This window comes from Enterobacter sp. H2G27 (assembly GCF_054403075.1).
This window is the reverse complement of sequence record NZ_JBSVSI010000001.1, coordinates 4,037,341-4,053,734: the sequence shown is the minus strand read 5'-3', so window position 1 is coordinate 4,053,734 and position 16,394 is coordinate 4,037,341. Positions and strand designations below refer to the sequence as shown.

Below are 16,394 nucleotides of genomic sequence, written 5' to 3'. Positions count from 1 at the left end.
AATGGGGAGAGGGTGAGGCGTAAATCAGTTACTGCGGATACGGTACCCAATCTCCGCCGTTCAGGCGAACGTACGGTTTGTTCTGATACTGAATGACAACCGCGTTAGCGTTCTCTGAGACTTCTGCCGTTTGCGGCAGGTTGCTGGTGAGCTGATCCCAGTTCACGCTATCTTCCACAAACAGCTTCCCGTCAACGGCACGGGCAACCAGTTCTGAAATCGCCAGATAGCTGGACGGCTGGGTGATTTCAATCGGTGCGCCCTGATGGGGTGCTTTCATACCAAAGAACTTAATGCCAGCAGGCACGTTGGTAATCGACGGGCTTGGGATATCACGCAGACCTGATACCTGCATTCTGTCGCCTTTCAGCGCGCCGCCGTGCTCAGGTACCACTACCACCATCACTTTACGGCCTGACTTTTCCAGTTCCGTGAAGAACGCATCCAGCTCGTCAAAGAACTTCTGCGCACGCACTTTATAATCAGCCGTTTTGCTCACGCCCGGGAAATGGTTACCGTCGTGGAGCGGCAGGGTGTTAAAGAACGTCGCGCTGCGTGGATTACTGTCTTTTTTGACGGTCTGCAGCCAGCGCTGCAGGACGGCGGTATCGTCATAGACGGGCGAGCCGTCGAAGCCCAGAAGAGAGACAGGAAGGCCGGTTTGATCCATCAGCGGTGCCTGCATGCCACCCTGTTCGCGTACTTCTTTCAGGAAGTTACCGAACTGGCCGTTATGCCCCAGCATCAGATGCTGCGTAAAGCCCAGTTTTGCGAGGTTATCGAACAGATAACACTGGTTGCCGGCGGGTTGATACAGGTTTTTATGGGATGTCTGACCGCAGCTAGCACGCAGCAGGCGGATTGCTGCCGGGCCGCTGTACGAGGTGGCAGAGTTGAAATCTTTAAACTGAATATCGAAGTGTGACCACAGCGGATGAGACATCAAACCGGCGGCGTCCACGTCGGCCCAGGAGAGAGAGCAGATGTTGATCACCAGCAGTTCAAACGGCTGAGCATCCGCCGGAAGCGCATCCGGGAATTTAGTCTGTCGCTTATCTTCCGCGGTATAGAAACTGGAGAGCCAGGCGTTCAGGTTTGTAGAAGTCGGCGGTGCGGTCTGGGTTGGGATATCGCCCACTACAGGCGTATCGCCTGCCGTTGTGACGGTTGCCGCCGCGCTTCCTCCTGTGGTGGTCACCGTGGTGGTTGGTTGACCGGCAGGCCACAGAGAAAAGTTTGGCCCAGCCAGCGTCAGCACGTTAAGCCAGATCATAATCGCGACGACAAACACCGTGACGCGGATCCACTGTGACAGGAACAGCCAGGCAACCAGCAGCACAAATACCGCACCAATCATCTGCCAGTTAATAAAGCGCTCGGTCAGATCGAGGATATAGCTGGCGCTAAAGCCCGCCACCTGCGAACCCTGGCTCATAATGCTATCCGGCCCCGGTAGCCAGGTATCATGCCAGAACAGCGCAAAGCCGACAGGAATGGCGACCCAGTGACGTAAGCGATGCAGCCTGATATTCGGCAGCGGCATCAGCAGGAAGGCCATAAACACCAGGTTGAGAAGGGGATGGAAATTCAGATAGCCTGCCCACAGCAGGCCAAACTTCACCAGAAAGTAGAAGTTCCAGCCGGAAAGGCCGCGCCAGTATTGCCAGAGCGGCGAGGGTGACGAAGCGGTATAGGTAGAATTAGTCATGTTTTCGGTCTGCCTTGACGTGTGATGCCCGTGTCAGTGTTCCGGCTGGTTTTACATAGCGAGGTTTTATAAACAGCACTCTGGCCGTATCACGGATACGGCGTATGGAATGGCGCGCATAGTAGCCAAGCGGGAAAAAGATCAGCGCACAGAATATAACCAGTTGAATAATATCGCTGATATTCATGATGATGCGTTCTCCGCGTTGTCTGTTAATAAGCGAAGGGGTTCCGGAACCCGACGCCAGACGTGTCCATCATGTCTGGCATTCAGGATCGGTTTCGCATCGCTCGTGATAGCGAGCGGTTTAGCCCATTGTTCGGGCTGGAGCGCACGCATCTGCACCAGCTCCGCGCTAATCGTATTATCTTCGAACCAAATCATACGGTTCGAGAAAATATCCCCGGTAGGCAGGGGGAAGATATGGTTAAGCGCCGTATCGAGATCGTTAACCCGGCAAAAGGACAAAAATAGCACCAGGCGATTGTCGCCAATGGTCATGATGTCCCCTGTACGGTTCGGACGACATAAGGTGAGAGCCTGTTCAACGCGAATACCCGGTACAGGACGCAGGGCAACCATGACGCCTTTTCCGTCAGCAGGAAGAAGAGTGTTGTTCATCATGTTGCCGACGGCGTCGCAGAAGGTATCCCATTTTTGGTACCCACGCAGCTTCATCGGCTGCGTCATGGAGAGCAGCGTGGAAATATCTTCCGGTACATGGCGGCTAAACTGCTGGCCCTGAACGCTTTCGATAAGCGTCAGGCAGCGTGACAGCGGCGCATTCCATGGGATAACCATATTGGCGCCGCAGCCCAGAAGCAGGCGCTCATCGGTGGCGCGCAGGCTGGTATTATTTTCGCGCACGATGATTTTTAACGCGCTTCCGCGCTGGCGGCGTAGGGTGTGGATTTGCCGTGCCAGCGTCTCAATCTGGTTATTCTGCATCAGCGAGAAAATAAGGGTCGCCGCCTGGGTTGTGCGGGCTTCATGGAAAAGGGCTTCGTTAGACTCAAAAAGTGTCCAGTTTTCCGACAGGGCGGGTGCCCCCTCTAAAACCGCGATATGGCTCAGAATGCGTTTTTCATCACTGCGCGGTTGGACCACGGTTTCTTCCTGCAGTGCAACGTGCCACTCGCCCTCAAAATGTTTCAGGGTAAGCTGTTGCCTGGCACTCACGCCCTTTTCATTACACCAGAATGCAATATCGTAGAGATAGCTACCCACCTGATCGCGAACGCTTGCCAGACCGAACAGGGAGCGATATTCGCCCATTAAAAGTGAGAACAGCTTGTCATTATTACTGCCAGGATTGACTATCAATAGCGTGCAATTTTGAAATTTTGCCCATTTATTGATTTTTTCAAGCCACGGCAACAGTTTTTCAGCAGGGATATTTTGCAGGACGTTATTTGCACATTTAAGAATCACCAAATGGTGATCCGGATCAATAGAGCACTGAACGTCGCGGGACAAAAAGTATAGACTATCGGCTTCCGATGTCATGGAAAATAATCGCACCGTCTGAGGCCCGCGATTGTTTTCCAGCGTGATAATTTTCTTCGGGTCTTCGCCCATGCTAATGACGGCCACGCGGGAATCCTTATCCTGGGCAGCAATTGTCTGGTTAACCAGGCTGATAGCATCTTCATTTCGGTCCGTATTAATCCACCAGACTCCTCCGACTGGCATGTGGCTCAATTCGTCCCATAATGACTGGATGCCAATAGAAAATATGGAGTCCACGGTGTCCCTCTTTTCGTCTAATTTATCTGTATCTCAGTTTACTAGCGAAAGCGTAGAAATAAACCTAACATTGAAATTAAAGAACATCAGATTTAGCATGTAAATGAAATTTGTCAGGGCAGGAAGCCCCGCAACTTCTTTAGCGTGCGATTTTCCTTAAAGGGATGGAAAAAGAATGGATAATAACGAACCTGGAACCCCAGTCGACTCGACTCTGGGTTACACATTCCAAAACGATTTTCTGGCGCTGACGCAGGCCTTTTCTTTACCTGAAATAGATTACACCGATATTTCCCAGCGGGAACAGTTGGCCGCGGCTATTAAACGCTGGCCGTTATTAGCTGAATTCGCCCATCAACAATAAGGGAGCCATTGATGGCCATACTCGGATTACAGGGTGTCCGTGGCGGTGTGGGTACCACATCAGTTACCGCGGCGCTGGCGTGGTCATTACAGCTTTTAGGTGAATCGGTGCTGGTTATTGACGCCTGCGCCGATAATTTGTTGCGTATGTCGTTTAACGTTGACTTTACTCGTGAAGAGGGCTGGGCCCGCGCGCTGCTTGATGATAAAGACTGGCAGGATGCAGGGATGCGCTATACCTCCCAGCTCGATCTGCTGCCGTTTGGTCAACTGACCACCACGGAACGCGAAAATGAAGCCGCGTATCAGCGCCTGTTTTCGCAGTTCACCCTGGCGCTGCAGACCCTGAAAGAAAAGGGGCACTACAAATGGATCCTGCTGGATCTGCCCCACGGCGCCGGTACGCTGACCAGACAGCTTATCGCCCAGTGCGATCATATCCTCTCGATCGTTAACGTTGATGCGAACTGCCATATCCGCCTGCACCAGCAGGGGCTACCTCAGAACGCTCATATTCTGATTAACGATTTGCGTATTGGCAGCCAGATCCAGGACGATCTCTATCAGGTGTGGCTGCAAAGCCAGCGCCGTTTGCTTCCTATTGTCATTCATCGTGATGAGGGAATGGCGGAATGTCTTGCGTCTAAGCAACCGCTCGGCGAATACCGCAGCGATTCACTGGCGGCAGAAGAGATTCTGACGCTGGCTAACTGGTGTCTGCTGAACTTCGCCAACCGGGCGGAGCATGCAGGGAGTGATGTATGAGTCGTCTCGCCAGCTGGTTACTCATCCCACCGGTCAGTTCGCGTTTGAGCGAACATTACCGGCATTTTCGCCGTCACGGCGCGTCGGCATTCAGCGCCGCGCTCGGCTGTTTCTGGATGATTCTGGCCTGGATGTTTATTCCACTCGAACACCCTCGCTGGCAGCGCATACGCGCCCGCCACAGTGAGCTATATCCGCACATTAATCCCAACCGACCGCGTCCTTTGGATCCGGCGCGTTATCTCATTCAGGCTATCTGGCTGGTGGTCACATCATCCCGCTCAGAGAAAATAACGCCGCACTGGCGCAGCTTCTCCCGCGTGCAGCAGTTACGTGAGCGCTACCACCAGTGGCTGGACAGACTGCCCAACAGCGTCAGCGATAAGACCAGCCATCTGGATAACCATAAAGAGCTCGGACATCTCCATCCGGGCCTGCGGCGTTTTATCCTCGGCGTGATCGTCGTGTTCTCGCTCATTCTGGCGCTGGTCTGTATTACGCAACCTTTCAACCCTCTGGCGCAGTTCACCTTCCTGATCCTGCTGTGGGGCGTGGCGCTGCTGGTCCGCCGTATTCCGGGTCGCTTCTCGGCGCTGATGCTGATCGTATTGTCGCTGACCGTCTCCTGTCGCTACATCTGGTGGCGTTATACCTCAACCCTGAACTGGGACGACCCGGTCAGCCTGGTATGCGGTCTGGTGCTGCTGTTTGCAGAAACCTACGCCTGGATCGTGCTGGTGCTGGGCTATTTCCAGGTGATTTGGCCGCTCAACCGCCAGCCGGTTCCGCTGCCAAAGGACACGACCCAGTGGCCAACCGTCGATCTCTTCGTGCCGACCTACAACGAAGACCTGAGCGTGGTGAAGAACACGATTTATGCTGCGCTGGGTATCGACTGGCCGAAAGACAAGCTCAAGGTCTGGATCCTGGATGACGGCAACCGCCCGGCGTTTCGCCAGTTCGCGGAGGAGGTCGGCGTCGAATACATCGCCCGTCCGACTCACGAACACGCTAAGGCGGGTAACATCAACAACGCGTTGAAGTATGCCTCCGGGGAGTTTGTCTCGATCTTTGACTGTGACCACGTGCCGACGCGCTCTTTCCTGCAGATGACTATGGGCTGGTTCCTGAAGGAGAAAGAGCTGGCGATGATGCAGACGCCGCACCACTTCTTCTCGCCGGACCCGTTTGAACGTAACCTTGGCCGCTTCCGTAAGACCCCGAACGAAGGCACCCTGTTCTATGGCCTGGTGCAGGACGGGAACGACATGTGGGATGCCACCTTCTTCTGCGGCTCGTGTGCGGTTATCCGCCGTAAACCGCTGGATGAAATTGGCGGTATCGCCGTCGAAACGGTAACTGAAGATGCGCACACCTCTCTGCGCCTGCACCGTCGTGGCTATACCTCTGCCTATATGCGTATTCCTCAGGCAGCTGGTCTGGCAACGGAGTCACTGTCGGCGCACATTGGCCAGCGTATTCGCTGGGCGCGCGGGATGGTGCAGATTTTCCGTCTCGATAACCCTCTGATCGGGAAAGGACTCAAGCTGGCGCAGCGTCTCTGCTACGTCAACGCCATGTTCCACTTCTTGTCCGGCATTCCGCGGCTAATCTTCCTGACCGCGCCGCTGGCGTTCCTGCTTCTTCACGCTTATATCATCTACGCTCCCGCGCTGATGATTGCGCTGTTTGTTCTGCCGCACATGATCCACGCGAGCCTGACGAACTCGAAGATACAGGGTAAATACCGCCACTCCTTCTGGAGTGAAATCTACGAAACGGTGCTGGCCTGGTACATCGCGCCGCCGACGATGGTGGCGCTGATTAATCCGCACAAAGGTAAATTCAACGTCACCGCGAAGGGCGGGCTGGTGGAGGAGGAGTACGTCGACTGGGTGATCTCCCGGCCGTATATCTTCCTGGTGCTGCTGAATATCGTGGGCGTCATTGCGGGTATCTGGCGTTACTTCTACGGCCCGGAAAACGAAATCCTGACCGTCTTCGTCAGTATGGCATGGGTCTTCTACAACCTGATTATCCTCGGCGGCGCGGTGGCGGTGTCGGTGGAAAGCAAACAGGTTCGTCGTGCGCATCGTGTTGAAATCTGCATGCCTGCGGCGATTGCCCGTGAAGATGGCCACCTCTTCTCCTGTACCGTGCATGACTTCTCTGACGGCGGTCTGGGGATCAAAATCAACGGCCAGGCGAAGGTGCTTGAAGGGCAAAAAGTTAACCTGCTGCTTAAGCGCGGTCAGCAGGAGTATGTCTTCCCGACGCAGGTTGTTCGCGTGGCGGGCAATGAAGTCGGTCTGCAGCTGATGCCGTTGACCAAAAAGCAACATATCGATTTTGTGCAGTGTACGTTTGCCCGCGCGGATACGTGGGCTCTCTGGCAGGACAGCTTCCCGGAAGATAAACCTCTGGAAAGCCTGCTGGATATTCTGAAGCTGGGGTTCCGTGGCTATCGTCACCTTGCAGAATTTGCCCCGTCGTCGGTGAAATTAATTTTCCGGTCACTTACTTCGCTGGTTTCCTGGGTCGTGTCGTTCATTCCTCGTCGTCCTGAGCGGGATGAGGCGAAGCAGGCGGACCCGGTTATGGCTCAACAATGATGATAACGCGATGAAAACAAAACTTTCCTGGTTATGTGCAGTGGCAATGGGGATGAATGCGATCCCCGCAACAATGGCTAACGCAGCCCCGGGTAACGCAGCGGCAACGCCTGCGCCAACGGTACCTGTCGTCGCGCAAGCAACCGATCCGGTTGTCACCGCGGCACCTGGCCAAACAGAAAATATCACGCCGAACCAGCCGACGGAGGGGAACACATTGCCGGCCGACGGCCAGGTCATCGGGCAGGTGATGCCGGGCGTCCGGGGGGCGAATGCGCCCGTCGTTGCGGACAATGCGCCGTCGCGCGACGTGAAGCTGACCTTCGCGCAAATTGCGCCGCCTCCGGGCAGCATGGTGCTGCGCGGCATCAACCCTAACGGCGGCATTGAGTTTGGCATGCGCAGCGATGAGGTCGTCTCTAATGCGGTGCTGAACCTTGAATACACCCCGTCGCCGTCTCTGCTGCCGACGCAGTCTCAGCTGAAGGTCTACCTGAATGACGAGCTGATGGACGTACTGCCGGTCACGAAAGAGCAGCTGGGCAAGAAAACTCAGGCTCAGGTGCCGATCAACCCGCTGTTCATCACCGATTTTAACCGTATTCGCCTGGAGTTTGTCGGTCACTACCGCGATGTCTGCGAAAACCCGGCCAGCAACACGCTGTGGATGGACGTCGGACGTAACTCCTCGCTGCAGATGACCTACCAGTCGCTGGCGCTGAAAAACGATCTCTCCGCATTCCCGGTTCCGTTCTTTGATCCGCGTGATAACCGTCCGCTCACGCTGCCGATGGTGTTTGCCTCGTCCCCGGACGTGACCGAACAGCTGGCGGCCACCATTGTGGCGTCCTGGTTTGGTTCACGCGCGGGCTGGCGTGGACAGAGCTTCCCGGCGATGTATGACAAACTGCCGGACAGAAATGCCATTGTGTTTGCGACCAACGCGAAACGCCCTGCCTTCCTGCGCGATCGTCCGGACGTCAAAGCGCCGACCGTTGAGATGATAAGCCACCCGGAAAACCCGTACGTGAAGCTGCTGGTGGTCTTTGGTCGTGATGATAAAGACCTGGTGCAGGCAGCAAAAGCCATTGCCCAGGGTAACGTCCTGTTCCGCGGCAACAGCGTGGTGATAGATGAGGTCAAGCCGCTGCTGGCGCGTAAACCTTATGATGCGCCAAACTGGGTGCGTACCGACCGTGCGGTCACCTTTGGCGAGCTGAAAACCTATGAAGAACAGCTGCAGGCGACGGGGCTTGAGCCAGCGCCGATTAGCCTGTCGCTGAATCTGCCGCCGGATCTGTACCTGCTGCGTACCAACGGCATTGATATCAATCTGAACTACCGCTACACCGCGCCGGCCACCAAAGACAGCTCGCGCATGGATATCAGCCTGAACAACCAGTTCCTGCAATCCTTCAGCCTGCAAAGCACGCAGGATACTAACCGCCTGATGCTTCGCCTGCCGGTGCTGCAGGGTCTTCTGGATGGCAAAACGGATGTCTCTATTCCGGCACTTAAGCTTGGCGCGATAAACCAGCTGCGCTTTGACTTCCAGTACATGAACCCAATGCCTGGCGGTTCTGCGGAAAACTGCATCACCTTCCAGCCCGTACAGAACCACGTTGTGATTGGCGATGAGTCGACCATCGACTTCTCGAAGTACTATCACTTCCTGGCGATGCCGGATCTGCGCGCTTTTGCTAACGCGGGCTTCCCGTTCAGCCGCATGGCCGATCTTTCTGAGTCCATCGTAGTAATGCCAAAAGCGCCAACTGAAGGGCAGGTAACGACCCTGCTGGATACCATGGCGACCGTTGGAGGACAGACGGGATTACCGGCGATTAACGTTACGTTGACGGACGATGGCAGCCAGATTCAGAACAAAGACGCTGACATCATGGTGATCGGTACCATTCCGGACAAGCTGAAGGATGACAAACGTATCGATCTGCTGGTGAAAGCGGCCCAGTCTTGGGTTAACACGCCGCTGCGCCAGACCGAGTTCCCGAGCATTATGCCGGATGTGAACGACCGTCAGGCCAGCGCGCAGACGACGGTAACGTCTCAGGGGGCAATGGCCGCGGTGGTGGGCTTCCAGTCACCTTACAACGAACAGCGTAGCGTGGTGGCTCTCCTCGCGGACAGCCCGCGCGGGTATGAACTGCTCAATACGGCCATGAACGACAGCGGTAAACGTGCCGCGATGTTTGGTTCCGTGTCGGTGATCCGTGAGTCCGGCGTCAATAGCCTGCGCGTGGGCGATGTGTACTACGTAGGCCATCTGCCGTGGTTTGAACGCCTGTGGTATGCGCTGGCTAACCATCCGGTTCTGCTCGCCATCCTGGCTGCGGTCAGCGTGGTCTTGCTGGCATGGGTGCTGTGGCGTCTGCTGCGTATCATCAGCCGTCGTCGCCTGAACCCGGATGAGTAAGATGTGATGAAAGCCTTTCGCTGGTGTGCATTAGCAGCGTTGATGCTGGCGGCGCTTCCTCTTCGCGCCGCCTGTACCTGGCCTGCCTGGGAGCAGTTTAAAAAGGATTACATCAGTGAGGGCGGGCGTGTCGTTGATCCCAGCGACACGCGCAAAATTACGACCTCGGAAGGGCAAAGCTACGCCTTGTTCTTTGCCCTTGCGGCGAACAATCGCAGCGCGTTTGACCAGCTGCTGACCTGGACGCGCGATAATCTTGCCAGCGGCAATCTCAACGACAACCTGCCCGCCTGGCTATGGGGCCAGAAAGATAAAGAGACATGGGCGGTGATTGATACCAACTCCGCCTCTGACGCCGATGTCTGGATCGCCTGGTCTCTGCTCGAAGCGGGCCGGTTGTGGAAACATCCGGACTATACCCGCACGGGTAAGGCGCTGCTGAAACGCATTGTCAGTGAGGAAGTGGTGAAAGTGCCGGGGCTCGGCGCAATGCTGCTTCCCGGTAAAGTCGGTTTTGCCGATGAAAACGTCTGGCGTTTTAACCCCAGCTATCTTCCTCCGCAGCTAGCGAGTTATTTCACGCGTTTTGGTACCCCGTGGACCACGCTTCGTGAAACCAATCAGCGCCTGCTGCTGGAGAGTGCGCCGAAAGGTTTTTCGCCGGACTGGGTACAGTATCAGAAAAACAAAGGCTGGCGGTTGCAGCAGGATAAATCGCTGGTGGGCGGCTACGACGCCATCCGCGTTTATCTCTGGGTGGGAATGATGAGTGATAAAGACCCTCAGAAAGCCCGGCTGCTGACGCGGTTCCAGCCGATGGCGGCCAAGACAATGAAACGGGGTGTGCCGCCGGAGAAAGTGGATGTGGCGACGGGGAAACGCACCGGGAATGGTCCGGTCGGGTTCTCTGCCGCCATGCTGCCGTTTTTACAACAACGTGATGCCCAGGCGGTTCAGCGCCAGCGCGTTGCAGACCATTTTCCCGATAATAATGCCTATTACAGCTACGTGCTGACTCTCTTTGGGCAAGGATGGGATCAGCATCGTTTTCGCTTCACCGCAAAAGGTGAATTAATACCGGATTGGGGCCAGGAATGCGCAAGTTCACAATAAATCTACTCACTTTATCGCTTGGCCTGGCGCTTATGCCGTGGGCCCAGGCCGCCAACTCACCGCAGCAGAAACAGCTGCTGGAACAGGTTCGGCTGGGCGAATCGACACAGCGTGAGGATTTGGTTCGTCAGTCGCTTTATCGTCTTGAGCTGATTGACCCGAACAACCCTGACGTCATTGCCGCACGCTTTCGCTACCTGCTGCGCCAGGGCGATAACGCCGGCGCGCAAAAAGAGCTGGACCGTCTGAAAGGGATCGCGCCGGGCTCGAGCGCGTACCAGTCATCACGCAACACGATGCTGCTGTCCACGCCGGATGGCCGCCAGCAGCTCCAGCAGGCGCGATTGCTCGCTACCACGGGACACACGCAGGAGGCGATTGCAGCCTATGACAAGCTGTTTGACGGCAACCCGCCGGGCGGCGACGTGGCGACGGAATACTGGAACGTGGTGGCGAAAGATCCTGCTCGCCGGAATGCAGCCATTAACCAGCTCAAGAAAATAAACAGCAGCAGCCCCGGAAATACACAGCTGCAGGCGACGCTGTCCCAGCTTCTGTTCCAGAGCGGACGCCGTGATGAAGGCTTTGCGGTATTGCAGGAGATGGCCAAATCCACCAACGGGCGCAGCCAGGCGTCTGATATGTGGTATGACCAAATTAAAGACCGGTCTGCCAGCAGCGCGAGCGTTAGCGCGCTGCAAAAATACTTGAGCGTATTCAGCGACGGTGATAGCGTCGCGGCGGCGCGTGCCCAGCTTGAAGCCCAGCAAAAACAGCTCGCTGACCCTGCATTCCGTGCGAAAGCGGAAGGGCTGGCGGCGGTGGATGCCGGGCAGGGCAGTAAGGCGGTGGCGGAGCTGCAAAAAGCCGTCAGCGCCAACCATGCCGACAGTGAAGCGGTGGGTGCCCTGGGACAGGCTTATTCCCAGAAAGGCGACCGCGCCCGCGCGGTGGCACAGTTTGAAAAGGCAATTGCCCTCGATCCCCAGAGCGATAACCGGGGTAAATGGGACAGTTTGCTGAAGGTTAACCGCTACTGGCTGCTGATCCAGCAGGGCGATGCGGCGCTGAAGGCGAATAACCCGGCGCAGGCGGAGCGTTACTATCAGCAGGCACGCAGTATCGACAATACCGACAGCTATGCCGTGCTGGGGCTGGGCGACGCCGCCGCGGCGCGTAAAGATAACGACGCGGCGGAGCGTTATTACCGTCAGGCGCTGCGAATGGACAGCGGCAACAGCAATGCGGTCCGCGGTCTGGCCAATATTTACCGTGCGCAGTCCCCGGAGAAAGCCTCGCAGTTTATCCAGTCTCTCTCCGCCAGCCAGCGCAGAAGCATAGATGATATTGAACGTAGCCTGACCAACGAGCAGCTCTCTGCTCAGGCCGAGCAGCTTGAAAATCAGGGGAAATACGCTCAGGCGGCAGAGATTCAGCGTCGTCGTCTGGCGCTCTCTCCCGGCGATGTATGGATAACCTATCGTCTCTCGCGCGATCTCTACAGCGCGGGTCAGCGAAGCCAGGCGGATACCCTTATGCGTCAGCTTGCCAGCCAGAAACCGTCCGACCCGGATCAGGTTTATGCTAACGGGCTCTATCTTTCCGGAAACGATCAGGACCGCGCCGCGCTGGCGCATCTGGATACGCTGCCGCGAAGCCAGTGGAACGGCAATATTCAGGAGCTTGCTGACCGTCTGCAAAGTAACCAGGTGCTGGAAACCGCCAACCGTCTGCGCGACAGCGGCAAAGAGCAGGAGGCTGAAAACCTTTTGCGCCAGCAGCCAACCTCCACCCGCATCGACCTGACGCTGGCGGACTGGGCGCAGCAGCGTGGCGATCTGGACTCGGCAAAAACGACGTACAACGCCGTTCTGCAGCGTGAACCGCAGAACGAAGACGCCATCCTCGGCCTGACCGAGATTTATAGCGCTCAGGGTAACAAAGATGCCGCGCGCTCGGAGCTGGCGAAGCTGCCCGCCGCGCAAAACGGTCAGCCGCTGTCGCTCAATATGCAGCGCCGCATCGCGATGGCGCAGGCGGGTCTGGGCGATTCCGCCGCCGCAGAACAGACCTTCAATAAAATTATTCCGCAGGCTAAATCGCAGCCCGGCTCCATGGAAAACGCGCTGGTGCTGCGTGATGCCGCGCGTTTCCAGGCGCAGAACGGGCAGCCTCAGCAGGCACTGGAAACCTACAAAGACGCGATGGTGTCGTCTGGCATCACCACGACGCGACCGGTGGATAACGACAGTTTCACTCGTCTGACGCGTAACGATGAAAAAGACGACTGGCTGAAACGCGGCGTGCGCAGTGATGCCGGTGACTTGTACCGTCAGCAGGATGTTAACGTCACGCTGCAGCACGACTACTGGGGCTCCAGCGGCACGGGCGGCTATTCCGACCTGAAAGCGCACACCACCATGCTCCAGGTGGATGCCCCGCTCTCTGACGGGCGCATGTTCTTCAGAAGCGATCTGGTCAACATGGACGCTGGTTCATTTGATAACAATAACGGAACCTACGATCCTAAATGGGGGACCTGCTACGAAACGCCGTGTAGCGGCAATACCCATCAGTCCGACAATGGCGCAAGCGTTGCCGTCGGCTGGCAGAATAAAACCTGGGCGATGGATATTGGCACCACGCCGATGGGCTTTGACGTTGTCGACGTGGTGGGCGGCATCAGCTACAGCAGCGATCTGGGCCCCATCGGCTATACCGTTAACGCCCATCGTCGCCCAATCTCCAGCTCTCTGCTGGCGTTCGCCGGGCAAAAAGATACCAACACCGGCACCACCTGGGGCGGCGTACGTGCCACCGGTGGCGGCGTAAGCATGAGCTATGACAAAGGTGAAGCGAACGGCATCTGGTCGAGCCTGAATGCGGAAACGCTGACGGGTAAAAATGTTGAGGATAACTGGCGCGTCCGCTGGATGACGGGTTACTACTACAAGCTCATTAATAAAAACAATGAGCGCCTGACGGTCGGCGTCTCCAATATGCTCTGGCACTACGACAAAGACCTGAGCGGGTATACCCTGGGTCAGGGCGGTTACTACAGTCCGCAGGAGTACGTCTCCTTCGCACTGCCGGTGACCTGGCGTAAACGCACGGAGAACTGGTCCTGGGAGCTGGGTGGCTCGGTCTCCTGGTCTCACTCGAAAACCAAAGACGAACTGCGCTACCCGATCCAGAATCTGATCCCGACCGATGAGCCAGACCGCTATACCGACCGGGGCGCAATGGAAACCGGCAGCAGTTCATCAGGAACGGGTTATACCGCGCGGGCCATTATCGAGCGCCGCGTAACGTCCAACTGGTTTGTAGGCATGGGCGTGGATATTCAGGAGGCGAAAGACTATACCCCAAGCCATGCGCTGATCTATGTGCGCTACTCTGCCGCAGGCTGGCAGGGCGATATGGACTTACCGCCGCAGCCGCTCATCCCTTACGCGGACTGGTAATCGGATTTTCCTTAATCCATTTGTAAGTCTCTCTTAATAGCGCGGCAATCGGGTATACTCAGGCGCGCCGGGTTTACACCCTGGCGCGCCCTGCGCTTCGAGTTTTGTGGAGAGTCATTTTGCGTGTCAGCCGTTCCTTAACAATCAAACAGATGGCGATGGTCTCTGCCGTCACCATGCTGTTTGTCCTGCTCTTCTGCGTAATTTTGCTGTTTCATTCCGTACAGCAGAATCGCTATAACACGGCTTCGCAGTTAGAAAGTATCGCCCGCTCGGTGCGTGGCCCGCTTTCTGCCTCTATCCTGAAAGGGGATATTCCCGAAGCGGAAACCATTTTAAAACGTATTCAGCCTGCCGGCGTCGTTAGCCGCGCCGATGTCGTCTTGCCCAACCAGTTTCAGGCGCTGCGGATGAGCTTTATCCCGGAGCGTCCCGTCCCGATGATGGTGATGCGCCTGTTTGAACTGCCGGTGCAAATTTCGCTTCCCGTTTATTCGCTTGAACGCCCTGCGAATCCGCAGCCGCTGGCCTACCTGGTTTTGCAGGCGGACTCCTACCGCATGTATAAATTCGTCATGAGCTGGGTGGTTACGTTAGTGACCACTTGCTTACTTATGACGCTTATTCTCAGCGTGGCGCTCACCTGGTGCATTAACCGGCTGATTGTTCATCCGCTGCGCCGTATCGCCCGTGAGCTGAATACGCTTGCGCCGCAGGATCAGATGGGACATCAGCTTGAGCTGCCGCGTCTGCATCATGACGATGAGATAGGTATGCTGGTGCGCAGCTACAACCTCAATCAGCAGCGCATCCAGCGTCAGCAGGATGAATTAAACAGCAGCGCCACCCGTTTTCCGGTATCGGAGCTCCCCAATAAAGCCTTCCTGATGGCGATGCTGGAGCAGACCGTTGCCCGTCAGCAAACTACGGCGCTGATGGTTATCGCCTGTGAAACCTTGCAGGACACGGCTGGCGTGCTTCAGGAGAGCCAGCGCGAAATGCTGCTGCTCACCCTGGTGGAAAAGATCAAATCTGTCCTTGCCCCGCGCATGGTGCTGACCCAGGTCAGCGGTTACGATCTGGTGGTGATTGCCAACGGCGTAAAAGAACCGTGGCATGCGATCACCTTAGGTCAGCAAGTACTCACTGTCATTAATGAGCGGTTGCCCATTCAGGGTATCCAGCTTCGTCCGAGCGCCAGTATCGGTATCGCCATGTACTATGGTGATTTAACGGCGGAGCAGCTTTATCGTCGCGCGTTCTCGGCGGCGTTTACCGCCCGGCGCAAAGGGAAAAATCAGATCCAGTTCTTTGAACCGGAGCAGATGGAAAAGGCGCAGCAGCGCCTGACGGAAGAGAGCGACATCCTGACCGCGCTGGATAACCGGCAGTTTGCCCTCTGGCTACAGCCGCAGATGAATTTGCTGACGGGAGAAGTGAAAAGCGCCGAGGCACTGCTGCGCGTGCAGCAGCCGGATGGTTCATGGGAACTGCCGGAAGGGCTGATTGAGCGCATTGAGTCCTGCGGCCTGATGGTTACCGTCGGCTACTGGGTGCTGGAAGAGTCCTGCCGTCAGCTGGCCGCCTGGCAGGAGCGCGGCGTGACGCTGCCGCTGTCGGTCAATTTGTCTGCCATGCAGCTTATGCACCCGACCATGGTTTCAGAGATGCTGGAGCTGATCCATCGTTACCGAATCAAGCCTGATACGTTAACTCTGGAAGTGACGGAGAGCCGACGCATCGACGATCCTAATCAGGCGGTCGCGATTCTCAAACCGCTGCGTAATGCCGGTATTCGCATTGCTCTGGACGATTTTGGCATGGGATACGCCGGGCTGCGTCAGCTTCAGCACATGAAAACCCTTCCGGTAGATGTGCTCAAAATTGACAAAGCGTTTGTCGACGGTCTGCCGGGCGACAGCAGCATGGTGCAGGCGATTATCCAGATGGCGCGTAGCCTCAACCTGCATCTTATTGCCGAGGGGATTGAAACCGAAGAGCAACGCGCCTGGCTTGCAGAGGCGGGCGTGGAGAGCGGACAAGGCTTCCTTTTTGCCCCCGCAGTCCCTTCGGATATCTTTGAAGAACGATACCTTTCTGGTGCTGACAATAACGCAAAAGTGTAATTTTGTTGCTGGCTTGTGCGAGCCAGCTCAAAATTCTTAACATTTGTGTTTCAAATTTGAACTGAG

At 56.4% G+C, this 16,394-nt stretch carries 10 protein-coding genes; 7 read left to right on the top strand and 3 right to left on the bottom strand.

What is annotated here, in order from left to right:
- Positions 1 to 28: 28 nt before the first annotated feature.
- The 3 genes from bcsG to bcsE are packed head-to-tail and all read right to left on the bottom strand — an operon-like array spanning position 29 to position 3,454.
- A complete protein-coding gene (bcsG, locus tag ACW9E7_RS19325) occupies positions 29 to 1,708 on the bottom strand; it encodes a cellulose biosynthesis protein BcsG (RefSeq protein ID WP_458728228.1) in 1,680 nt (559 codons plus the stop codon).
- On the bottom strand, positions 1,701 to 1,898 hold the full coding sequence (gene bcsF, locus ACW9E7_RS19320; protein ID WP_024908822.1) for a cellulose biosynthesis protein BcsF: 198 nt from the start codon (positions 1,896 to 1,898) through the stop codon (positions 1,701 to 1,703). The genes bcsG and bcsF overlap by 8 nt, the downstream gene beginning before the upstream one ends.
- A complete protein-coding gene (gene bcsE / locus ACW9E7_RS19315; RefSeq protein ID WP_458728227.1) occupies positions 1,892 to 3,454 on the bottom strand; it encodes a cellulose biosynthesis c-di-GMP-binding protein BcsE in 1,563 nt (520 codons plus the stop codon). Before bcsE ends, bcsF begins: the two co-directional genes overlap by 7 nt.
- Before the next feature lie 175 nt (positions 3,455 to 3,629).
- On the opposite strand from bcsE, the gene bcsR reads away from it, so the two are divergent.
- From bcsR to hmsP, 7 genes are all read left to right on the top strand, one after another.
- Complete coding sequence (bcsR, locus tag ACW9E7_RS19310) at positions 3,630 to 3,818, top strand: cellulose biosynthesis protein BcsR (RefSeq protein ID WP_008503237.1); 189 nt, start codon at positions 3,630 to 3,632, stop codon at positions 3,816 to 3,818.
- A gap of 11 nt (positions 3,819 to 3,829) precedes the next feature.
- Complete coding sequence (gene bcsQ / locus ACW9E7_RS19305; RefSeq protein ID WP_115876797.1) at positions 3,830 to 4,582, top strand: cellulose biosynthesis protein BcsQ; 753 nt, start codon at positions 3,830 to 3,832, stop codon at positions 4,580 to 4,582.
- On the top strand, positions 4,579 to 7,194 hold the full coding sequence (gene bcsA, locus ACW9E7_RS19300) for a UDP-forming cellulose synthase catalytic subunit (RefSeq protein WP_136195975.1): 2,616 nt from the start codon (positions 4,579 to 4,581) through the stop codon (positions 7,192 to 7,194). Before bcsQ ends, bcsA begins: the two co-directional genes overlap by 4 nt.
- A gap of 10 nt (positions 7,195 to 7,204) precedes the next feature.
- A complete protein-coding gene (gene bcsB, locus ACW9E7_RS19295; RefSeq protein WP_458728226.1) occupies positions 7,205 to 9,625 on the top strand; it encodes a cellulose biosynthesis cyclic di-GMP-binding regulatory protein BcsB in 2,421 nt (806 codons plus the stop codon).
- Between the two features lie 6 nt (positions 9,626 to 9,631).
- On the top strand, positions 9,632 to 10,738 hold the full coding sequence (gene bcsZ / locus ACW9E7_RS19290; RefSeq protein ID WP_458728407.1) for a cellulose synthase complex periplasmic endoglucanase BcsZ: 1,107 nt from the start codon (positions 9,632 to 9,634) through the stop codon (positions 10,736 to 10,738).
- Positions 10,720 to 14,202, top strand: coding sequence for a cellulose synthase complex outer membrane protein BcsC (bcsC, locus tag ACW9E7_RS19285; RefSeq protein ID WP_458728225.1), 3,483 nt, complete (start codon positions 10,720 to 10,722; stop codon positions 14,200 to 14,202). Before bcsZ ends, bcsC begins: the two co-directional genes overlap by 19 nt.
- A 119-nt stretch (positions 14,203 to 14,321) precedes the next feature.
- Positions 14,322 to 16,328, top strand: a complete 2,007-nt coding sequence (gene hmsP / locus ACW9E7_RS19280; RefSeq protein ID WP_458728224.1) for a biofilm formation regulator HmsP — start codon at positions 14,322 to 14,324, stop codon at positions 16,326 to 16,328.
- Positions 16,329 to 16,394: the final 66 nt, after the last annotated feature.